At 48.7% G+C, this 22,579-nt stretch carries 17 protein-coding genes; 7 read left to right on the top strand and 10 right to left on the bottom strand.

Features of this window, described 5'->3' with window-relative positions:
• Positions 1–596 precede the first annotated feature (596 nt).
• Complete coding sequence (locus tag BQ7480_RS03735; protein WP_072541779.1) at positions 597–2,276, bottom strand: putative transporter; 1,680 nt, start codon at positions 2,274–2,276, stop codon at positions 597–599.
• Positions 2,277–2,556: 280 nt separating this feature from the next.
• Here BQ7480_RS03735 and mutA point away from each other — a divergent pair, with 280 nt between their 5' ends.
• Both mutA and scpA read left to right on the top strand, forming a co-directional pair.
• Positions 2,557–4,464, top strand: a complete 1,908-nt coding sequence (mutA, locus tag BQ7480_RS03730; RefSeq protein ID WP_072541778.1) for a methylmalonyl-CoA mutase small subunit — start codon at positions 2,557–2,559, stop codon at positions 4,462–4,464.
• 10 nt (positions 4,465–4,474) lie between these two features.
• On the top strand, positions 4,475–6,628 hold the full coding sequence (scpA, locus tag BQ7480_RS03725; RefSeq protein WP_072541777.1) for a methylmalonyl-CoA mutase: 2,154 nt from the start codon (positions 4,475–4,477) through the stop codon (positions 6,626–6,628).
• Between the two features lie 218 nt (positions 6,629–6,846).
• Here scpA and BQ7480_RS03720 read toward each other — a convergent pair whose 3' ends face one another.
• The 4 genes from BQ7480_RS03720 to BQ7480_RS03705 all read right to left on the bottom strand — a co-directional run bounded on the left by BQ7480_RS03720 (position 6,847) and on the right by BQ7480_RS03705 (position 11,228).
• A complete protein-coding gene (locus tag BQ7480_RS03720) occupies positions 6,847–8,100 on the bottom strand; it encodes an ABC transporter permease (RefSeq protein ID WP_072541776.1) in 1,254 nt (417 codons plus the stop codon).
• Between the two features lie 18 nt (positions 8,101–8,118).
• A complete protein-coding gene (locus BQ7480_RS03715; protein WP_072541775.1) occupies positions 8,119–9,036 on the bottom strand; it encodes an ABC transporter ATP-binding protein in 918 nt (305 codons plus the stop codon).
• Between the two features lie 165 nt (positions 9,037–9,201).
• Positions 9,202–10,488 (bottom strand): NCS2 family permease, encoded by a 1,287-nt coding sequence (locus tag BQ7480_RS03710; protein WP_083581870.1) that lies wholly within the window; start codon positions 10,486–10,488, stop codon positions 9,202–9,204.
• Positions 10,489–10,526: 38 nt separating this feature from the next.
• Positions 10,527–11,228 (bottom strand): nucleoside-specific channel-forming Tsx family protein, encoded by a 702-nt coding sequence (locus tag BQ7480_RS03705; RefSeq protein WP_072541774.1) that lies wholly within the window; start codon positions 11,226–11,228, stop codon positions 10,527–10,529.
• 113 nt (positions 11,229–11,341) lie between these two features.
• Here BQ7480_RS03705 and BQ7480_RS03700 point away from each other — a divergent pair, with 113 nt between their 5' ends.
• Entirely contained in the window at positions 11,342–13,444 is a 2,103-nt protein-coding gene (locus BQ7480_RS03700; protein ID WP_072541773.1) for an alpha-L-fucosidase, read from the top strand.
• Here BQ7480_RS03700 and metF read toward each other — a convergent pair.
• Together metF and BQ7480_RS03690 are read right to left on the bottom strand one after the other, a co-directional pair.
• Positions 13,441–14,394 (bottom strand): methylenetetrahydrofolate reductase [NAD(P)H], encoded by a 954-nt coding sequence (metF, locus tag BQ7480_RS03695; protein ID WP_072541772.1) that lies wholly within the window; start codon positions 14,392–14,394, stop codon positions 13,441–13,443. The two genes, BQ7480_RS03700 and metF, sit on opposite strands and share 4 nt — an antisense overlap.
• Positions 14,395–14,569: 175 nt before the next feature.
• On the bottom strand, positions 14,570–15,034 hold the full coding sequence (locus tag BQ7480_RS03690; protein WP_022354011.1) for an Lrp/AsnC family transcriptional regulator: 465 nt from the start codon (positions 15,032–15,034) through the stop codon (positions 14,570–14,572).
• A 166-nt stretch (positions 15,035–15,200) separates the two neighbouring features.
• On the opposite strand from BQ7480_RS03690, the gene BQ7480_RS03685 reads away from it, so the two are divergent.
• Positions 15,201–16,487, top strand: coding sequence for an O-acetylhomoserine aminocarboxypropyltransferase/cysteine synthase family protein (locus BQ7480_RS03685; protein ID WP_072541771.1), 1,287 nt, complete (start codon positions 15,201–15,203; stop codon positions 16,485–16,487).
• Between the two features lie 151 nt (positions 16,488–16,638).
• On the opposite strand, the gene BQ7480_RS03680 is transcribed toward BQ7480_RS03685, so the two are convergent.
• Both BQ7480_RS03680 and BQ7480_RS03675 read right to left on the bottom strand, forming a co-directional pair.
• On the bottom strand, positions 16,639–17,049 hold the full coding sequence (locus tag BQ7480_RS03680) for a PaaI family thioesterase (RefSeq protein WP_072541770.1): 411 nt from the start codon (positions 17,047–17,049) through the stop codon (positions 16,639–16,641).
• Positions 17,050–17,054: 5 nt separating this feature from the next.
• Positions 17,055–18,110 carry a DUF2027 domain-containing protein gene (locus tag BQ7480_RS03675; RefSeq protein WP_072541769.1) on the bottom strand — a complete coding sequence of 352 codons (1,056 nt, stop codon included), beginning with the start codon at positions 18,108–18,110 and terminating at the stop codon, positions 17,055–17,057.
• Between the two features lie 152 nt (positions 18,111–18,262).
• Between BQ7480_RS03675 and BQ7480_RS03670 the strand changes: the two genes are divergently transcribed.
• Positions 18,263–19,480 carry an S-adenosylmethionine:tRNA ribosyltransferase-isomerase gene (locus BQ7480_RS03670; RefSeq protein WP_072541768.1) on the top strand — a complete coding sequence of 406 codons (1,218 nt, stop codon included), beginning with the start codon at positions 18,263–18,265 and terminating at the stop codon, positions 19,478–19,480.
• 19 nt (positions 19,481–19,499) lie between these two features.
• Positions 19,500–20,003, top strand: a complete 504-nt coding sequence (locus BQ7480_RS03665; protein ID WP_072541767.1) for an NUDIX hydrolase — start codon at positions 19,500–19,502, stop codon at positions 20,001–20,003.
• A gap of 191 nt (positions 20,004–20,194) precedes the next feature.
• On the opposite strand, the gene BQ7480_RS03660 is transcribed toward BQ7480_RS03665, so the two are convergent.
• Complete coding sequence (locus BQ7480_RS03660; RefSeq protein ID WP_072541766.1) at positions 20,195–20,662, bottom strand: nucleoside deaminase; 468 nt, start codon at positions 20,660–20,662, stop codon at positions 20,195–20,197.
• 110 nt (positions 20,663–20,772) lie between these two features.
• On the opposite strand from BQ7480_RS03660, the gene BQ7480_RS03655 reads away from it, so the two are divergent.
• Positions 20,773–22,530 carry a tetratricopeptide repeat-containing sensor histidine kinase gene (locus tag BQ7480_RS03655; protein ID WP_072541765.1) on the top strand — a complete coding sequence of 586 codons (1,758 nt, stop codon included), beginning with the start codon at positions 20,773–20,775 and terminating at the stop codon, positions 22,528–22,530.
• The last annotated feature ends 49 nt before the right edge of the window (positions 22,531–22,579 follow it).

Raw genomic sequence — 22,579 nt, 5'->3', positions numbered from 1 at the left:
CCTACAAAAAATAAATTAAATGAATAATAGTTAGTTATTCTAGTTTTCAATTGTCTAGCCTATGTCAAAAATGAAATCCTCACGATTTCGTATTCGCAAAAATATACATAAATCCCCCGCTACCAAACAACTTCCATCCTTTCACCCTGAAACGTACATCTCTCCGGAATCTAAGAAACAAGTTAAGACATTTATAATCAACACATTAATATCAAATAAAAGATTCATAGATGTACATCTTAATACCCAAGCCCAACCATAAACGGTGCATGAAGTTCTACGATTTCTCCTCCCAATAGTCTATAAATCGTACCTGAAAACAGCCCCTAAAAGTATAGTTTTCAGGAAAAGCCTATCATTGGAAACCTCAAAAAGATATCTTCCAAATTCTTTCCCTTCTTTTAGGTTTCCCAATCCAGAAACGTATGTTTCCCTTATGCGAAACATACGGCTCCGCCTCGGAAAACGTACGTTTTCCGATAGGGGAACATAGAAAATGAAACGTGGAATGACTCTTTATGCACTGGAGTTTACAAAAAAAGCGTCCTGAACCTTTTCAGATTCAGGACGCTCCTCTTATTTCACCTGCACGAAACTTATCCCGCCATCAGCAAGACAAGCAACTGTGCGGTCAGAATACGCAAGAACATGGTCAACGGGTATACCGTAGAATAACCTACAGCCGGCGCATCGTTACCTGCTATCTGGTTGGCGTATGCCAAGGCAGGAGGGTCGGTATTACTACCGGCAATCAGACCCATTAGCGTGAAGTAATTCACCCGATGATGCCAGCGGGCTACAATACCTGTAATAATCAATGGAATGAACGTTATCAGGAAACCAACCCCTACGTAAAGCACGCCATCGCCTTCTACTACCATCTGTACGAAGTTCTCACCGGCCTTTATTCCCACACTGGCCAGGAAGAGCACCAATCCCACCTCACGCAACATCAGGTTGGCACTCATCGTCGTATAAGTGACCAGTTTCACCTTGTGGCCAAAACGGCCAATCAGGATGGAAATAATCAGCGGACCACCGGCCAGACCGAGTTTTACCGGAGTCGGCATGCCCGGAATGGCAATCGGCAGACTACCGAACAGAATACCACAAAGGATACCTACAAAGATGGTCACAATGTTCGGATGGTCCAAACGGCGCAACTGGTTACCCAGCAAGTTAGCCACCCGCTCGATGGCATCCTGAGGTCCGACCACCATCACACGGTCGCCCACCTGCAAACGCAGCTGACGAGCGGCAAACAAGTCCATACCCGAACGGTTGACACGTGTCACATTCACTCCATACATACTGCTGAAGTGAAGTTCTCCCAAGGTTTTTCCGTTGATGTTCGGCTGTGTCACCAAAATACGACGGGAAACCATCGGTTTGTCCTGTTGGTTCGTCACATCCCAGTCCTGTTCAATCTTCGGACCAATGAAAGCCATAATAGCCTCGGAATCATCTTCGGCACACACCACGAACATACGGTCGCCCAAACGAAGCACCGTATTGGCATTCGGCGTAATCATGTGTCCGTCCTGAATAATGCGCGTACATACAAAATCGCGTGCCAGGAAGTTCTGTACCTGCGACAACGTCTTGCCGCTCAAGGCCTCGTTCTGCACCTTCAAGGAGATGGTGTAAGGCTTCATGTGAGGATTTGCCTCCTCCTCTTTCTGAATTTCATCGCTGTCCTGCTTCACATCTACCCGGCAGATATAACGGATGATAATCATGGAAAGAATGATACCCATCACTCCCAGCGGATAAGCACAGGCATATCCCATGGCAATTTCAGGGCCCTGATAATGCAGCTGTTGCAACGCCTCGTTAGCCGCACCAAGTCCCGGAGTGTTGGTCACCGCCCCACAAAGGATGCCTACCATCATCGGAATATCTATCCTGCCCTGCAAGGCAAAATACAGAATCAGTGCTACTGCAATATTCAGGAACACAATTCCCACCGCCAGCAGGTTGAGCGTGATACCCCCTCGCTTGAACGAAGAAAAAAAGGAAGGACCGACCTGAAGTCCGATACAGAAGACAAAGAGAATCAGTCCGAAGTCTTGTACGAAAGAAAGAATAGCCGGATTTCCGGTAAAGCCGAAGTGTCCTGCCAAGATTCCGACAAACAAGACGAATGTAACTCCCAGCGAAATGCCGAAGAATTTAATTTTTCCCAACAATACCCCCGCCGCAATCACAAAAGCATAAAGTGCTACGATATGCGCTATTGAGTTGGGATTCGTCAATAAATCTTGTAGCCAATTCATAGATATTAAATTATTTTATTCGAGAGGCAAATGTAACCAATTAAAAAGAATAGGGCAAACTTTTCTTTCTTTTTTCATCCCAAGCCTTCCCGATGGATTTACAACTTACACTTTCCCAGACTAAATAGATAATGCCAGTTTAATGTTTTTAGCCTACTATGACTGTAAAAAAAGGACGAATGTAGAATAAAAAACCGGAAAATTTGTATATTTGCCCATGCAGGTAACCAACCTACACAATAATTTTAAATCTGAATATCAACAAAAACACTAATTCACTATGGCAGATAGTAAAGAAAAACTCTTTTCAGATTTTCCGCCTGTGTCTACCCAAGAATGGATGGACAAAATTATGGTCGATTTGAAAGGAGCCGATTTTGAGAAAAAGTTGGTGTGGAAAACCAACGAGGGTTTCAAAGTGAAACCGTTCTACCGTCAAGAAGACTTGGAAGGCCTGAAAACGACAGAAGGACTTCCCGGACAGTACCCCTATATAAGAGGTATTAAGAAAGACGACAACACTTGGTTCATCCGCCAGGATATTACAGTGGAGGATGCAGCCGAAGCCAATGCGAAAGCCCTTGACATTTTAAACAAAGGAGTCGATTCACTCGAATTTCAGATTAAGGCCAAAGAACTTAGTGCCGAATACCTCGAAACCCTGCTGAAAGATATCTGCTGCGAATGCATCGAACTGAACTTCTCTACCTGCCAACGCCATACCCTGCAACTGGCGCAGCTGCTGGTAGCTTACTTCCAGAAAAAAGGTTACGCGCCTGAAAAACTGAAAGGTTCGCTGAACTTCGACCCCATCAGCAAAATGATGCAGAAAGGAAAAGATGTGAGCGCCGTCATCGCCACCGGAAAAGAACTGGTGGAAACACTGGCCGGATATCCGCATTTCCGTTGCATCGCTGTCAACTCGATACAGCTGAACAATGCCGGAGCCTACATTTACCAGGAACTGGGATATGCACTGGCTTGGGGAAATGAATACCTCAACCAGCTGGTGGAAGCCGGCGTTCCCGCCGCACTGGCTGCCAAGAAAATCAAATTCAATTTCGGCATCAGCTCCAACTATTTCATGGAAATCGCCAAATTCCGTGCGGCACGTATGCTGTGGGCCGACATCGTAAAACAATATCAGCCGAAATGTCCGCGCACGGACTGCAAAAATACAGGGGCCGACGGTACTTGCTACTGTGCCTGCAAGATGGTAGCTCATGCAGAAACTTCCAACTTCAACCTCACTCTGTTTGATGCACATGTCAACCTGCTCCGTACGCAGACTGAAGCCATGAGTGCGGCCATCGCCGGTGTGAATTCCATCACCGTTTCGCCGTTTGACAAGACTTACGAAACGCCGAACGATTTCTCTGAACGTATCGCCCGCAACCAGCAACTGCTGTTGAAAGAAGAATCTCATCTGAACCGCATCGTCGACCCGGCTGCCGGTTCTTATTATATTGAAAACCTGACTGTCTCCATCGCGAAAGAGGCTTGGAAACTTTTCCTGACTGTGGAAGAAGCGGGAGGCATGCTGCAAGCGGTCAAAGCGGGCAGCGTACAGGAGGCCGTGAACCAGAGCAACAAAGCTCGTCATGAAGCAGTCTCCAAACGGAAAGAAATTCTGTTGGGAACCAACCAGTATCCGAACTTCAACGAACTGGCTGGCGACAAACGCCCGCTGGACGGATGTACGAAATGCGGATGTGGCGGTCATGAAGAAGAAGAAACGGCTTTGGTTAAATTGCAGACGGCACGTGCGGCCAGCGAATTCGAGGCTCTCCGCCTGGAGACTGAGAACTCCGGCAAACGTCCGAAGGCATTCATGCTGACCATCGGCAACCTGGCCATGCGTCAGGCCCGTGCCCAGTTCTCCTGCAACTTCCTGGCTTGTGCGGGGTATCAGGTCATCGACAACCTGGGATTCGCCAGCATTGAAGAAGGTATCGAAGCAGCCATGAAGGCACAAGCCGACATCGTGGTGCTCTGCTCCAGCGACGATGAATATGCCGAATATGCCATTCCTGCCTTCAAAGCCCTCAACGGACGTGCCATGTTTATCGTGGCAGGTGCCCCGGCCTGCATGGAAGAACTGAAAGCTGCCGGCATTGAGAACTTCATCCATGTACGCTGCAACGTGCTGGAAACTTTACGCGAATACAACCGCAAACTCTTATCTTGAATTGCACACTATGAGACAGAATTTTACACAAATCGATATATTTGCCGGTTTCCATCCGCAGAACGGCATGGAATGGCAGAAAGAGAATGGCATCACCGCCAACTGGAAAACACCTGAACAGATTCAGGTGAAGCCTGTATACACCAAGGAAGACCTGGAGGGCATGGAACACCTGAACTATGCGGCGGGTATTCCTCCTTATCTTCGTGGCCCGTACTCCATGATGTACACCTTCCGCCCGTGGACCATCCGTCAGTATGCCGGATTCTCTACCGCAGAAGAATCCAACGCCTTTTACCGTCGTAACCTGGCTTCCGGACAGAAAGGTCTGTCTGTGGCCTTCGACCTTCCGACTCACCGTGGTTATGACCCGGATCATCCGCGTGTAGTGGGCGATGTGGGTAAGGCGGGTGTATCTATCTGCTCGCTGGAAAACATGAAGGTGCTTTTCGATGGTATTCCGTTGAACAAGATGTCTGTATCCATGACCATGAACGGGGCGGTACTTCCCATCATGGCGTTCTACATCAATGCAGGACTGGAACAGGGGGCCAAACTGGAAGAAATGGCCGGAACCATCCAGAACGATATTCTGAAGGAATTCATGGTGCGCAATACTTATATTTATCCGCCTGCCTTCTCCATGAAGATTATTTCCGACATCTTTGAATACACTTCCCAGAAGATGCCGAAATTCAACTCCATCTCTATCTCAGGATACCACATGCAGGAAGCAGGTGCCACTGCCGACATCGAACTGGCTTATACCCTGGCCGACGGATTGGAATACCTTCGTGCGGGGGTGGCTGCCGGCATTGACATCGATGCCTTCGCTCCCCGTCTGTCGTTCTTCTGGGCCATCGGTATGAACCATTTCATGGAAATCGCCAAGATGCGTGCCGCCCGTATGCTGTGGGCCAAGATTGTAAAACAGTTCCATCCGAAGAACCCGAAATCACTGGCTCTGCGTACACACTCACAGACTTCCGGATGGTCACTGACCGAACAGGATCCGTTCAACAACGTGGGACGTACCTGTATCGAGGCCATGGCTGCCGCACTGGGACACACACAGTCACTGCATACCAACGCGCTGGATGAAGCCATCGCCTTGCCAACGGACTTCTCGGCCCGTATCGCCCGAAACACCCAGATTTACATTCAGGAAGAAACGCAGATTTGCAAGAACGTAGACCCGTGGGGAGGTTCTTACTACGTGGAAGCCCTGACCAACGAGCTGGCTCACAAGGCATGGGAACACATTCAGGAAATCGAGAAGCTGGGTGGTATGGCCAAAGCCATCGAAACAGGTATTCCGAAGATGCGTATCGAAGAAGCGGCTGCCCGCACACAGGCCCGTATCGACTCCGGAGAGCAAACCATCGTGGGAACCAACAAATACCGTCTGGAAAAGGAAGACCCGATTGATATTCTGGAAGTGGACAACACAGCCGTACGTCAGGAGCAGATTGAGAACCTGCGCCGTCTGAAAGAAGGCCGTAACCAGGCCGAGGTGGACAAGGCACTGGAGGCCCTCACCGAATGTGTACGCACCGGAAAGGGCAACCTGCTGGAACTGGCCGTAGAAGCCGCCCGCGTACGTGCCACACTGGGAGAAATATCCGATGCCTGCGAAAAAGTTGTAGGACGTTATAAAGCAATTATCAGAACAATATCAGGCGTGTATTCATCAGAAAGTAAAAAGGATGCAGATTTCGCACGGGCTTGCGAACTGACCGAAGAATTTGCGAAGAAAGAAGGCCGCCGTCCGCGTGTCATGATTGCCAAGATGGGACAGGACGGACACGACCGTGGTGCAAAAGTAGTGGCTACCGGATTTGCCGACTGCGGTTTCGATGTGGATATGGGACCGTTGTTCCAGACTCCGGAAGAAGCAGCCCGCGAAGCCGTGGAAAACGACGTGCATGCAGTAGGCGTTTCGTCACTGGCTGCCGGACACAAGACCTTGATTCCGCAAATCATTGCCGAATTGAAGCGTCTGGGACGTGAAGATATACTGGTCTTTGCCGGAGGTGTCATCCCGGCACAGGATTATGACTTCCTGTATAAAGCCGGCGTAATGGCCATCTTTGGCCCGGGTACTTCCGTCGCCAAATCAGCTTGTCAGGTAATGGAACTGTTGCTGGAAGCGGAAGAGGAATAAAAGAAGGATTTCTATAAAAAAGCAGAGGCGTCTCAGATTTTGAGATGCCTCTGCTTTTTATACTTCTTCCATCATTTTTTCAGCTTGATGTAAAAGGAACTATTTACCAGCCTTTTAGGCAATATCAGTACTTCCTGGGCAGTACTAGAGTACTTCACTGAAAGTACTGCAGTACTTACTTGAAAGTACTACGGTACTGCCCTGGAAGTACTGAAAAGTCATTTGTACGTAATCCAGCGAATCATTTCCTTGAAAGAAGGTTTCTTGCCATACATCAGAATACCTACCCGGTAAATCTTTCCCGCTATCCAAATCATGCCGAAAGCGGCGGCATACAGAATCACCACCGACAGTACGGTTTCCCATACCGGTACATCGAAAGGCAAACGCACCATCATGACAATGGGAGAAGTAAACGGAATCATGGAACACCAGATAGCCAGCGGTCCGTCAGGATTGTCGGAGCTGTAGATACCCGCATAAAGGGCAAAAATCAGCAACAGAACAATCGGAGTCATAAATTGCTGGGAATCTTCCTGCCCGTTGATGGCGGCCCCGATGGCTGCAAAGATAGAGGCATACACCAGATAACCTCCGACAAAGTTCAAGACAAAGAATCCTCCCATCTTGGCCAAATTCAACCCATGGAGCAGAGCCAGCACACTGGAAGCCTCTCCCATCAGCTCCGGAGAGCTGCCGGATAGGCTACCCGCAACCCCCAACAACACGACAATCAGCAGAATCCAAATAGCCAGCTGGGCCACGCCTACCAGTCCGATACCCACAATCTTTCCAATCATCAGCTGGAAAGGACGGACAGAAGAGACAATGACTTCCACAATGCGGTTGGTCTTTTCCTCCATCACACTTTGCATCACCATACCTCCGTAAGACATCACGAACATGTAAATAAGGAATGTCAAAATCATGCCGGCTGCCATGGCGGCTCCTGCATTCGACTCGCTTTCCGTACCATCGTCACCCCATTTCACCGTACGGATATTCAGCTTACGGTTCATATCCTGCATAATGGAAGGTAACTGAGGAATGTCATAACGAAGCAGTTTGTCCTGACGTACCTGTTCATCGAGTGTCTCGCTCACCAACCGCGAAAGGCTGTTCGGCACTTCCTTCCGTGAATAAATGGCCACGGCTTCCGGATGGACGGCCAAATCGGCCTTGATTTCCACCACGGCGTCGAACGTACTGGAATCTGTCCGGAAAGAAGCCTCCATCTGAGGTACTCCTACAAAGTGATACGATTCATCGTCCTTGAACTGAGGCAGGTATTTCATCGTTTCATCAATGACGGCCACCTGTTTCTGATCGCCTCCCTTGACGGTAGACAACCACAAGGGAACAAAAATAAGTGCCGCAAACACAAACGGCATCAGAATGGTAAGCAGAATAAATGATTTCTTGCTTACCCGATTTATAAATTCACGCTGAATTATAATCCAAGTCTTGTTCATAGCAAAAGCAGATTTTAGTTAGACTTTTCCTTCTACTGTACGGATGAAGATATCATTCATGGAAGGAATACATTCCGAGAACTGGGTGATTTCGGCCTGGACCCCAATCTGTGACAGCATTTCCGAATTGGAAATGGAAGTCAGCTTACGCAATTTATAGCTGACCGCCTGCGCATCGAGCACTTGACGACCGACCACTTCGAAGGCATCCGATTCCGGCAATGGCTGGGCCGACTGCACGGTCAATTCATACAGATTGCTCTTATACTGGGAACGAATATCCTTCACCGCTCCCTGCAGTACCACCTTGGAATGATTGATCAAAGCAATATGGTCACAAATCTCTTCTACGGACGCCATGTTGTGCGTAGAGAAGATAATGGTATGCCCTTCTTCTTTCAGCTTCAGAATTTCGCGTTTCAGCAGTTCCGCATTTACCGGGTCGAAACCGGAAAACGGTTCATCGAAAATCAATAAAGGAGGACGGTGGAGTACCGTAATGACAAACTGCACTTTCTGCTGCATACCTTTGGACAGTTCTTCCAGCTTCTTGTTCCACCAAGGCATAATGTCAAACCGCTCGAACCAGTCGGTCAGGCGCTTCTTTGCCTCCTGACGGCTCAAGCCTTTCAGTTGGGCCAGATAAACAGCCTGCTCGCCCACCTTCATTTTTTTGTAAAGTCCGCGTTCTTCCGGAAGATAGCCGATGGAATAGATATCCTGTGGTTGGGAAAGGCGGCCGTCGAACCAGACTTCTCCTGCATCGGGAGCCGTAATACGGTTGATAATACGAATCAAAGTGGTCTTTCCAGCCCCATTGGGTCCCAGTAGACCAAAGACCTGCCCCTTAGGCACCTGAATGCTCACTCCATCCAATGCCGTATGGTTGGCATAACGTTTGGTGACTTGTCGTGTTTCTAAAAAAGAATCATTCATGTCTTAGATTTTAAAAGTTTGAACATAAAAACAATTTCACATTCAACAAAGGTAAAAAAATCCCATTAATCGGAAACATTTGACCACATTTTATGCATAAAAAAAGCGGAAATACCGATTTCCATTACACCAGTATTTCCGCCATATACTCGAAACGGACTCAAACTACAAGAAAAACTTAAAGACAAAGATAACCGACAAGATGTACATAGCCGGTGTCAGTTTCTTGGTATGCCCGCACAATAAGTTAATCAGCACATAACTGATCATTCCCAATACAATACCATCGGAAATACTATAAGCCAACGGCATGAAAATGATACAGATGAATGCCGGAATCGCTTCGGAATAATCCAGGAAGTCCACTTTCTTGACGGAAGACATCATCATCAGTCCTACCAGAATCAGTACCGGAGCGGTGGCAGCTCCCGGAACGGCCAAGAAGAAAGGAGCTAAGAACAAGGACAACAGGAAACAAACGGCAGTCACGAAAGCTGTCAGACCGCTGCGTCCCCCTTCTCCCACTCCGGAAGCACTTTCTACAAAAGTGGTAATGGTACTGGTTCCCAATACGGCACCGGCAGTTGTACCAACCGCATCCACCAGAAAAGCCTGTTTCAAATGCGGAATCTTTCCGTCTTTCGTCACCATCCCCGCCTTGGTAGTCACTCCGACCAGCGTACCAATGGTATCAAACATGTCCACAAACAGAAAGGTAAAGACTACGATAACCATTTCCTTGGTGAAGATATGCTCCCATTGGAACTGGCAGAAAATCGGTGCAATAGAAGGAGGCGTACTGACCACGCCGTCCAAATGGGTCAGCCCCATCGGAATGCCAATGACAGTAGTCAGCAAAATACCAATCAGCAAGGCACCACGCACCCTCTTCACCAGCAAGATGGAAGTCACCAGCAGACCGATGATTCCCAGCAAAGCAGAGCCGGAAGTAATATCCCCCAACGAAATCAGGGTCGCATCGTTATTCACAATGATACCGGCATTCTGCAGACCGATGAAAGCGATGAACAGACCGATACCGGCTCCGATGGCATTCCGAAGTGTCAGCGGAAGCGCATCCACAATCTTTTCACGCAGATTGGTCACCGTCAACAGAATAAAGATTATTCCTTCCAAAAGAACTGCCGTCAGGGCAAACTGCCAGGAATATCCCAGCGTCAGACATACCGTATAGGCAAAAAACGCATTCAGACCCATACCCGGAGCCAGTCCGAAAGGTAGTTTTGCATATACCGCCATCAATAGGGTAGCAAAAGCAGAAGCGATGACTGTGGTAGTAAACAGCGCTCCCTTATCCATCCCCGTAGCCGCCAGAATGTTCGGATTGACGGCCAAAATATAGGCCATGGTCAGAAAGGTGGTGATACCGGCCAGAATTTCCGTGCGCACACGGGTCTCACGAGGATTAAAACCAAATAATTTTTCAAGCATTTTCATTGTATAATTGCGTTAAGTCTATTCTAACAACATCAGAAAGTCCACTTCATGGCCAGCGTCGGGATGAAATAAAAACCGTCGCGCGTAGCAAAGTTGTGACTCAGTTCCCATTCCGAACCCACGCTCAGGTTCAGATTGTCATTCACATGTTTGAACTTGTTCAGGTTTATCCAGAACTGAGGCTCACTGATGAATATGAAGTTATGATTCTTCCCGTTCACATCGGTATGCTTCTCCCGCCAGAAATCGGCAAATCCGCTGAACGTGAACTTTTCCTGCCAGAAGTTCAGTGTCCAGGTACCCGTCAACTGGAAATTATGGGGCTTTACATTCTTCTGAATATATTTATACAACACCTGAATACCAAACGTCTTTGAGAAATCACTGTTGTTCCAAGAATAAGTGGCACCTCCCAGAAAAGCGTTATTAATGTAATTCAAACCACCGTTGTATTCCACGTGTGCAGAAAAAGGAGCTTTCCAGAATTTCAGTTCCCGGCTGATTTCCCAATAAGCAGAAGCCACTCCTTTATCCGTGTAATCCATATCGACAAAGAAATACGTGCTTCCCCACTTGTCGGCCTTGAACATTTCTACCGTGGTGGTTACCCAAGGACGCTCGTCGAGTGATTTGTACAAGGCACGTCCCAAGTCGTAGTGTAACTGAATGTTCTGCGCCACGGCTCCTCCCACGAAGGCAGACAGAAGAAGTACGAAAAGAAATAATTTTTTCATTTGAATTTAACTTGTTTTTAATGGTTTTTAAATCGGCTGCAAAATTACATAAAAAAGCACTATAAAAGCAAAGAACTCCTTATCTTTGCTTTCAAGAATACAAGTAAAAGCCCATGAAAAAGCTATTTATCCTCCTATTAATGTGCATAATCGGTCTGGGAGCGAAAGGTCAGGTATCTTCAGCCGCCTTCCAGAAATGGCACGGTGAAAAATATTCCATGTTCATTCACTTCGGACTCTATTCCCAGCTGGGAGGAGTGTGGCACCAGAAACAGATTCAGGATGGATACAGTGAACAGATTCGGGCCTTTGCACAAATTCCACAAGCAGAATATGAAAAGATAGCCCGTGAATTCAATCCTACGGAATTCAACGCCGATTCTATCGCCCTGCTTGCCAGGAAGGCCGGCATGCATTCCATTATCTTTACCAGCAAGCATCACGACGGATTCTGTCTGTTCAAAACCGCTACTACCCCGTTCAACTCCTACGATGCCTCCCCTTGCAAACGGGACTTCGTCAAAGAACTGTCGGAAGCGGCCCGGCGGCAAGGACTGCGGTTCGGACTATACTTTTCACTCATCGACTGGCACTACCCGTATGCTTCGCCCATGTCACCGCACAATGCAGATTTCATCACGGAAAGTCACCATAGTTACTCCAAACAGCAACTGAAAGAATTACTTACCCACTACGGAACCATTTCGGAACTGTGGTTCGACATGGGTTCCAATACGCCCGCACAGAGCAAAGAACTTTACGAAATGGTTCACCGGTACCAACCCGACTGCATGGTCAGCGGGCGACTGGGAAACGACCAATACGATTTCTGTGTGATGGCCGACAATGACTACCCGGAGAAAACACTTCATGCTCCCTGGCAAAGCGCCGCTTCCATGTTCGACGAGACATGGGGATATCGCTCCTGGCAAGCACGCGGCAACGTGGAAGACAAAGTACGGGAAAAGACACGCAGTCTGATTAATGTGGTTTCCAGAGGAGGAAACTACCTGCTCAACATCGGCCCTAAAGGCAACGGAGAAGTGGTCGACTTTGAGAAAGAAGTGCTGGAACAAGTCGGCAACTGGCTTTCCCATTACGGTTATGCCGTATATCAGACGGAAGCCTCTCCCTTTCAAGAAGAGTTCGACTGGGGAGAAGTGACCCGTAAAGACAATCACCTGTATCTCTTCCTATCGGGTACTTATCCCAAGGATGGGAAAATCACCTTCTCCATGCCTGGATATATCCTGCAGAAAGGAGACGGAAAAATGGCCACCTATCTGCAATATGGTGACGAGGTGGTACTCACCATACCCGCCTCAGCCTACAAAGACAAACAAATCCATGTGCTGACACTCTCGTTCGACAAAAAGATTGAACCTCTTCCGGGAAATACAGTCAGAAGCACGATGCTGACCGCACAAAATGCCACTCCGCAATACAGCTATTCCTGCTTTGACTATTATACCAACTACCGCAGTGTCATCGGTTACAGCTGGGATTTTGAACAACTGCTCCTCAAACAGCTGGAACTCATTTACACACCACAGGAAGCCGGACGGAAAATCGATCTGATTCTGGATGGAAAAACCTATCACGTCACTTTGAACAAAGGAAAAGAACAGAAGGGTACCTCGCTTTCCAATACGGAATGGGGAAAAACTTACATCTGTGGACCGGGCAACGGGATATTCCATGCAAAAGATTCATTAGTTGCCAACCTGCAACAATCCCCTCTTACCGGTAAAACTTGGAAACCCGCAGCAGAGAGCGATACGTTGGATTGCCCCCGATTCTCCAGCTATTACATCCTGAGAGAGGTAGAATCACCTCGCTCACAGCACATTCTGGCTGAAATCGGAGCAGGAAACGGCATGGAAGTCTATGTCAATGGAAAACTGGTTGCCAAACACCTGAACCCGTATCGGACTCAATTCCGTATGGAAAAAATCGTGCTCCCGCTCAAAAAGGGTATGAACCAAGTCGTGCTCCGCACTTACAACCGCTTTGAAGAGCAAGCCACCTACCTGTTGCGCCCGGCAGAAGAACAGAAAGTCTACCGGCAGGATGTGGTACTACCCGATGCACTCAACGGGAAAGACCATCATCTTGTGCTGAAACCACACAATCCCTCTTCCCCGCATACTGACGCAGAATTGTCCAATCTGCGCATCCGATTAAGAAGGATTGCTCTTAAAGGCCAAAGAGATTAATAAATCTCCTTGGCTACCTTATATACACTGTCGGAAGCCATGAAAGTGTAGAAATGCAGACCGGGAACCCCATGTGCTAACAAGTCCTTGCACTGTGCCTTGCACCATTCCACTCCTACAGCTTTCACTTCCTCGTCATTCTCACATTTACGGAGCTCTGAAGCAAAGGCTTCGGGTATATCCGTACGGAACACTTTAGGCAGCACATTCAACTGGTTCTTGAAGACTACCGGCTTGATGCCCGGGATGATAGGTGCCTCAATACCTTCCTGACGGCAACGGTCTACAAAAGCATAGTATTTTTCGTTGTCAAAAAACATCTGAGTCACCACGTAATCAGCTCCATTGCGTACTTTCTCTTTCAGATAGAACAGGTCCGATTCCATGTTGGGCGCTTCTTCATGCTTCTCCGGATAACAGGCCATGCCGTAAGAGAAAGGAGTTTCAATGCCTTCTATTTTCGAACCGTCCAGTGAGATGCCTTGATTAAAACGGTTCACCTGCTCCTGCAAGTCGGTGGCGTGTTCGTTGTACAGATACAGGTCCTTGGCCGCAATGTCCAACGGTTTGGAGTCACCTCTCAGCAACAACAGATTGGTAATGCCCAGAAAGTTCAAGTCGAGCAAGGCGTATTCCGTTTCTTCCTTGGTAAATCCCTTACAGATGATATGGGGAACCGCCTGAATGCCGTACTTGTTCTGAATGGCTGCCGCAATGGCCACCGTTCCCGGACGTTTCCGGACAGTGGTCTTCTTCAGGTTGCCGTCGGGTTGCGGCAGATACACAATCTCACTGTGGTGAGCCGTGATGTTGATGTACTTGGGGTCGAACTCCCGCAACTTGTCGATGACGTGATATACTTTTTGTATGCTGTTTCCTTTCAAAGGCGGCAAAATCTCAAAGGAAAATATCGGTTCCTTACTATTCTTTATCAAATCTATTACTTTCATCGTGCATTTGTAAATTTATACCGACAAAGATACAAGCATTTGATTTATCCACCAACACTCTGGTGATATTTAGAAAAAAGAGAGTGTTTAACCCACAAAACACCTGTCAAAACAGAATAATATTCTATTCAGAGCTTCGATTATAGAATAAAAGAGCAGTAAACCGTACAGAGGTCTAAATATGAAGTCCGTAGTCGTGCTTCACTTCATCCATCACAAACATGCTTTCCAACGAACCCAGACTGTCTACCGTACCCAATACATTAATGATAAATTCCTGATAGTATTTCATGTTCGGAGCATGGATTTTCAGCAGGTAATCGTAGCTGCCGGAAATGTTGTAACACTCCGTCACCTCCGGTATCTGCTGCACGATACGGGTAAACTCCATGGCAATGTCCTTGTTCATCCGGCGCAGCTTCACGTTGCAAAACACCACAAACCCCTGATTCAGCTTGTCAGCATCGAGCACAGCAATGTATTTCTTGATGTATCCTTCCCGTTCCAGTCTTTTCAATCGCTCGAATACGGGTGTGGACGACAGACTGACCTGAGCCGCCAGTTCTTTGGTAGTCAGTCGGGCATTCTCCTGCAACGTGCGGAGAATCTGCAAATCTACTTTATCCAATTTTTCCGTCATCAGAATATTATTCCAACAAAGTTTGTTTTATGTGTGCAAAACTAATCATTTTTTCTTTTACTGAATATTTTTATAGATGAATTTTCCATATTTCCCGTTCATATTGGAGGATATGTCCATCAGAACTACTTTTGCATTGTATTTAAACCCCTAAAAACTCAGTGCAATGGAAAAGACTAAGCTACACTTCGAAACACTTCAACTACACGTAGGACAAGAAACTCCCGACCCCACTACCGACGCACGGGCCGTACCTATTTATCAGACCACTTCGTATGTGTTCCGTGATTCTGCCCATGCGGCCGCCCGTTTCAGTCTGGAAGAGGCCGGAAACATTTACGGTCGTCTGACCAATCCCACACAAGACGTACTGGAACAGCGGGTGGCCGCACTGGAAGGTGGAGTTGCAGCCTTGGCCGTCGCCTCAGGAGCCGCCGCCATCAGTTATGCGTTTGAGAACATCACCTGCCAAGGTGACCATATCGTATCCGCCTGCACCATTTATGGAGGCACCTATAATCTGCTGGCACATACTTTCCCTACCCGGGGCGTACATACTACCTTCGTAGACCCGGAAGACCCGGAGAACTTCGAGCGGGCCATCCAGCCGAACACCAAAGCATTATTTATCGAGAGTCTGGGAAATCCCAACAGTACACTGGTGGACATTGAACGCATTGCGGAAATTGCCCACCGCCATCAGATTCCTCTCCTGATAGACAACACCTTTACCACGCCTTATCTGTTGCGCCCCATTGAACACGGAGCCGACATCGTGATTCATTCAGCCACCAAATTCATCGGCGGGCACGGCACCTCGCTGGGAGGTATCATCGTGGACTCCGGCAAGTTCGACTGGAAGGCTTCCGGAAAATTCCCTCAACTGACCAATCCCGACCCATGCTACCACGGACTCTGCTTTACCGAAGTAGCCGGAGCTGCCGCCTATGTGACCCGCATCCGGGCCATCCTGCTTCGCGACACCGGAGCCGCCCTCAGTCCGTTCAATGCCTTCCTTCTCCTGCAAGGGCTGGAAACCCTTTCTTTGAGAGTGGAACGCCATGTGGAAAATGCCTTGAAGGTAGTGGACTTCCTGCAACACCACCCCAAGGTGACGAAAGCCAACCATCCGTCATTGCCGTCACACACCTCTCCGGCACTCTACCAGAAATATTTCCCGAAAGGAGCCGGTTCCATCTTTACCTTCGAGATTCAAGGAGGACGCGCCGAAGCCCACCGCTTCATCGACCACCTGAAGATTTTCTCCTTGCTGGCCAACGTGGCCGATGTGAAATCGCTGGTCATCCATCCGGCCAGCACCACTCACTCCCAGCTCAATGACGAAGAACTGGCCGCACAAGGAATCACGCAAGCTACCATCCGCTTGTCAATAGGCACCGAACATATCGATGATTTGATTGCCGACTTGACACAAGCCTTTGCACAAATCTGACAAACGAGTAAAAAAATCCCCCTCGCTTCTGAATTGAAGTAATCCCAAAAGTTTTATACTCCACTTTTTAGGGCCGCTTCAAATTCCTGAAAACAAGGGGGATTTTTCCATCATTCAGGAGCGGGAATACTCCCGACAATTTCTTTCCACTTTATTCCAGCTCGTCTACCTCCAGCTCCTCACTTTTCCGGTAACCCGAACTGGTCAGTACGGCAATCAGCTGCTGCTGTTCATCCACCAAGTGTACTTCGATGAAAGGTACCCGGGCATGATTATACGTCTCAGTAGCCTCCGCATACACATAGCCTTTGCTCACCGCACGCAAGAACGTGATATTCGCATTCAGCGACAAGGTCAGCCTCCCCCGGCTGTTTGCCACCGCGGCGAAAGCCAAGTCAGCCAGTGTGAACAACGCACCTCCCTGGCAAACCCCTCCGGCATTCAAATGTTTTTCGGTCACTTTCATCCGCGCCTTGGCATATCCCGGACTGATTTCCAACAATTCTACTCCTGCCTCCGCCGCAAAACGGTCGGCCGACAGCATTTCTTTCAAAGTTCCCATATCTCTTAACGTATTGTCACCATCGTAGCTCCAAATCCGTATTCCCGGAAAGAAGCATCCTGCCATTGGTAAGTCTTGTACTTCCGCTTCAGTTCATCCAGGATGGCCCGGCGCAGCACGCCGTCTCCCTTGCCATGGATAAACACAATCCGCTGGCCTTTCTTCTGCTTATACTCTTCCAGCGTCTTGCGGAACACCTCCAGCTGATAGTTCAGCATTTCCGCATTGCCCATGCCGGTGGTATCGTCCAGCAATTCATGGATGTGCAGGTCCACCTCCACAATCTCGTTTTTCACCACATGCTGCTTTTTCTGCACCTTGGCCGGTACGTCCTGCACGCTCTTCTGCAACAAGGCATTCTTGATGTCATCGGCCGATACGAAGACCTGCTTCACCGCCTCATCGTCCTTCACAATCTCATAAATCAACGCCGGTTCTTCAAAGAAATCGGAAGGCTGGAACGTATGCAGCTTATAGAATTTCACCGTGTCGATGCGCAATTCCTGGCTCACCGCCGGCTTGAACAGGAAGCTACGGTCGTCCTTATAAGCCAGAAGCTGGACCGCCACACGCTCCATACCGTTCAAGGCACTCTTTTCAAACTCCTCCAGATGCAGCTTCATGTTCGGTTTCACCGTTCCCCGGCTGCGCAACGTCCAGCTATTGCCTTCTGCCGAAAGGTACAGGTAATCCACGAAATAATTGCTGTCGTTCACTAGGTAGGCGTCAAAAGCAGTAGAGGAGATGGCCTTCACATCCTGCGGCACGTAGGCCAGGAACACGTTCAGCACATCATTTCCCCGGATTTCCGGAGCCCGATACGTAATCGGTTTTTCTTCTTCCACCTCTTCTTCCTCTTCCACCTCCGGAGCCGACGGTTTCTGGGCCGATTTCAACGGAATGTTATAATCATCCGTCTGAATCACCACACATTCTTTAATCAGCATGGGGATTTCAAACCCGTCTTCCCCTTCTACCAATGCCACATCTTTTCCCTGAAAGCCACGGACAATCCCGCCGCCCACTTCGCTCAGGAAACGTACTTTATCTCCTATTTTCATATCTTTACTCTGATTTTATAACTCTGACAAATGTAACGACTTTCATCGGAATATGGAAATTATTCAAGAAGCCATGAAAGGAAGTCCACGAAAAAAATATTCTGTTAGGAGGATTCTGCTAATTATTGTACTTTTGCAAAAAAATAAACGACATGGAAGATACAAAGCATATAAAAATCAGCGATTACAATTATCCGCTGCCGGATGACCGCATCGCAAAATTCCCGCTGCCGGTCCGCGACCAGTCCAAGCTGCTGGTTTATCGGCACGGACAAATCAGTGAAACCCATTTCACTTCCCTTCCGGATTACCTGGAAGCCGGCACTCTCATGATTTTCAACAATACGAAAGTGATTCAGGCCCGTCTGCATTTCCGCAAGGAAACCGGTGCCTTGATTGAGATATTCTGCCTGGAGCCCATCGAGCCCAACGATTATGCCCTCAACTTCCAGCAAACCCAGCATGCGGCCTGGCTCTGCATGATTGGCAACCTGAAGAAATGGAAGGAAGGCCCGCTGCACAAGGAAATGACAGTCAAAGGCAAAACCTTGACCCTGACGGCTACCCGTGGCGCCTGCCACGGCACCAGCCACTGGATTGATTTCACCTGGGACAACCCCGAAGTGACCTTTGCCGACATTCTGGAATTCTTCGGCGAACTGCCCATTCCTCCCTACTTGAACAGAGAGACGCAGGAAAGCGACAAGGAGACTTATCAGACGGTCTATTCCAAGATAAAAGGTTCCGTAGCGGCCCCGACCGCCGGCCTGCACTTCACCGAGCGCGTATTGAACGCCCTGAAAGAAAAAGGAATCGACCTGGAGGAAGTGACCCTCCACGTGGGCGCCGGCACGTTCAAACCTGTAAAGAGTGAAGAAATTGAAGGACACGAAATGCATACGGAATACATCTCCGTGAACCGGAGCACCATCGAGAAACTGCTGGCACACGGAGGTGAGGCGGTAGCGGTGGGCACCACTTCCGTCCGTACCCTGGAGAGTCTTTACTACATCGGAGTGACCCTGTCACAGCATCCCGACGCCAGTCAGGAAGAGCTGCACGTACAGCAATGGCAACCCTACGAAACCCATCCGGCACTGAGCACGCTGGAGGCCCTGCAACACATCCTCGACTACATGGACCATCACGGACTGGAAGCCCTGCACACCAGTACCCAGATTATCATCGCCCCGGGATACGAATATCACATCGTCAAAAAAATGGTGACCAACTTCCACCAGCCGCAAAGCACGTTGCTGTTGCTGGTTTCAGCCTTTGTAAAAGGAAACTGGCGACCGATTTACGACTATGCGCTGGCTCACGATTTCCGTTTCCTGAGCTACGGCGATTCGTCCTTACTGATACCCTAAAATTTAAACGCCTCAACCGATGAAAGATAATAGCGAAGAAATGTTTCCCCTCGTAGACGAGGAAGGAAACCTCATAGGAGCGGCCACCCGAGGAGAATGTCACAACGGCAGCAAGCTCCTGCACCCGGTGGTCCACCTGCACGTATTCAACAGCAAAGGAGAACTCTATCTGCAGAAACGACCGGACTGGAAAGACATCCAGCCCGGCAAATGGGATACTTCCGTGGGAGGACACGTGGATTTGGGAGAAAGCGTGGAGATGGCCTTGAAGCGGGAAGTCCGCGAAGAACTCGGCATTACCGACTTCACCCCTCAGCTACTGACTCATTATGTATTCGAATCCGCACGGGAAAAAGAACTGGTATTTTCCCATAAGACCGTGTACGAAGGTCCTATTTCTCCCAGTGAAGAACTGGCCGGCGGACGTTTCTGGTCCATCGAAGAAATCCGGGAAAACTTGGGAAAAGGCGTGTTCACACCTAATTTTGAACGGGAATTCACGACCGTACTCCAACCTGAATAACAGTCAGTAAAGCTAATCTGAAAATGCTGCTTGCTTTTCGGAAAAACACGCTTATCCCCACTAGGTTTCCCCACCGGAAAACATACGTTTCCCCTGGCGGAGCCATAAGTTTCCGCCAAGAGAAACGTACGGTTCCGCCAAGGGAAACCTAAAAAACGACAAGACGCTACCGCCTCCTTGCCGAATCATTTTCAATATTCCACCTTATCCGTTTTGGCCGTCCAGTCCTGAAAGGCTTTGATGGCCTCTTCCGGCAGCAATACCTCTGAAGGCAGGCGTCTGTCTGCCGGCTTCAAATCCAATTCCTCGTAAATGAAGGCATCGTCGAAACCGATGGCTGCCGCATCGTGCTGGTTGTTCCCATAATACATCCGGTCCAGATGCGCCCAATAGATGGCTCCCAGACACATGGGACAAGGCTCACACGAAGTATAGATTTCACATCCGCTCAAATCAAACGTCCCCAGCTTCTTGGCAGCTGCCCGAATGGCACTCACCTCCGCATGGGCCGTCGGGTCACAATCCGGAGTCACACGGTTTACCCCTGTAGCGACAATTTCCCCATTCCGGGCAATCACAGCCCCGAAAGGGCCTCCTCCTTCTGCTACATTCTTCACAGACAGGTCTATTGCTTTTCGCATCAATTCTTCTTTTGTCATACGATTTAGTTTTAAGTCCAAGTTCAAAAACGAACTGAAAATAGGGAAAAAACTAGAATAATCCAAATTTTTTCTTTACATTGCAAAGTCCCCCTTAATCATCATAGCCTATGAGAACCCGTATTTTTACCTTCCTGCTTGGTTTGTCCTGCTTTCTGCTTTCAGCCTCCCCCTCAAATATAGAGAAACTCACGGAAACCGCCGATGCATTCTATCAGACCGGCAAGATAGATTCTGCTCTGTGGGCCATCGACCAGGCCATCCGGCAGGCTTTGACCGACAAGGATACCTGCGGCATGGTGTCCTGCTACACCTCACAAGGGGTGTATCTGCGTTCTTCCGGAAAGATTCCGGAAGCAGTGGCGGCGTATGACAAAGCCCTGCAACTAGCCGTCTGCCTGCCTGAAAACTCGGAAGAGAACCGGCAGGCCCTTGTCACACTCTACAACAACCTGGCCACCATCCACCTGGACATGAAGGATTCGGAACAAGCCTTGAAATATGCACACGAAGCAGTTACCCAAGCAGACCAATGTCAGGACGCTGCTTTCCGTACTCAGATTTACAATGTATGCGCTTCAATCTTCATCACACAAAAGGAGTATAAGGCAGCCAAAACTTATCTGTCTAAAGCCATAGAGCTTTCGCAACAGCTTCAGCAACCGGAAACCGAACTCAGTGCACGCACCTACTACCTGCTGACCTTGTTTCGGGAGGGTGCATCCTCCCAAGAGATTCAGCCGCTCGTCCAACAGACTAACCGGCTTGCTTCCAAAATCCGCTCAACCATGGCTCTCGTCAATTACTATCAAGTGCTCTTTTATGTGCAACAAACCCAGAAAGAATGGAAGCAGGCCGCACAGACCGCCCAAAAGATGCTGCAGCTGCCGGGTATCGAAAATTATCCGTTCCTGGAATACGACATCTACAACAATCTTCACCTTGTTTACAAGGAGCTGGCCGACTACCGACAGGCTTACCACATATTAGGGCTGGTCAAAACCCTCGGCGACTCGCTGTTCGTACAAGACAAAAGCCGTCAGCTGGAGGAACTCTCCGTGAAATATGAAACCCAAAAGAAAGAACTGGAATACCAACAGCTACAAGAAAAACGACAGAAAGAAAAGCAGAATCTGCAACTGAAAATCACCGCCTTGCTCATCCTGCTGGCAGTCATGGCCTTCATCTCGCTCTATTTCATTCAAAAACAGAGGCTACGCATCGAACGCCAGAAAAGAGAGGCGGAGACACAGCGCAGTGAATTTGAGAACTTACAGCGTGAAACAGCGCGCAATGCCACACGCACGTATCTGAAAGAACTGGAAGAAGAACGCAACCGCCTGGCTAAAGAGCTCCACGACGGGGTATGCAACGACCTGTATGCCTTGGAAATGAATGCCGTTTCTCTTGATGAACCTTGGAAGGAAGTGTTACGCAACAGTCGGGAAAACATCCGGCGGGTATCCCACGAACTGCTTCCTCCCACCTTTCAGGAAACCACGCTCAAACAAGTGCTGCAAAATTATGCGGAACGCATGACCTCAGCCGCTTGCCAGGTCACCTTTACCACCCAGCCTGAAGAATGCGACTGGTCGGTGCTCCCCGAGACCTACAGCCTGAATATCTACCGCATCATTCAGGAAGCAACCAGCAATGCGCTCAAGCATGCTTCTCCAACCGAAATTCATCTCTCACTGGAATGGAAGCTTCCCAACCTGGAACTCATCATATCCCACAACGGACACTTCATCTCCACCTCCGGAAAGGGTATCGGATTACAGACCATGAAAGAACGTGCGATGGCCTTGAAAGGAAGCATTTCACTGGATTCTCAGAAAATGACCATCATTATTCCACTGTTCACCTAGAAAACTACGGGTTACCGTGGGGGGAATCTCAAGAGGGTTGCGTACTTTT

This window comes from Bacteroides mediterraneensis (genome assembly GCF_900128455.1).
Classification (GTDB): domain Bacteria; phylum Bacteroidota; class Bacteroidia; order Bacteroidales; family Bacteroidaceae; genus Phocaeicola; species Phocaeicola mediterraneensis.
This window is presented reverse-complemented; position numbering and strand designations above follow the sequence as displayed.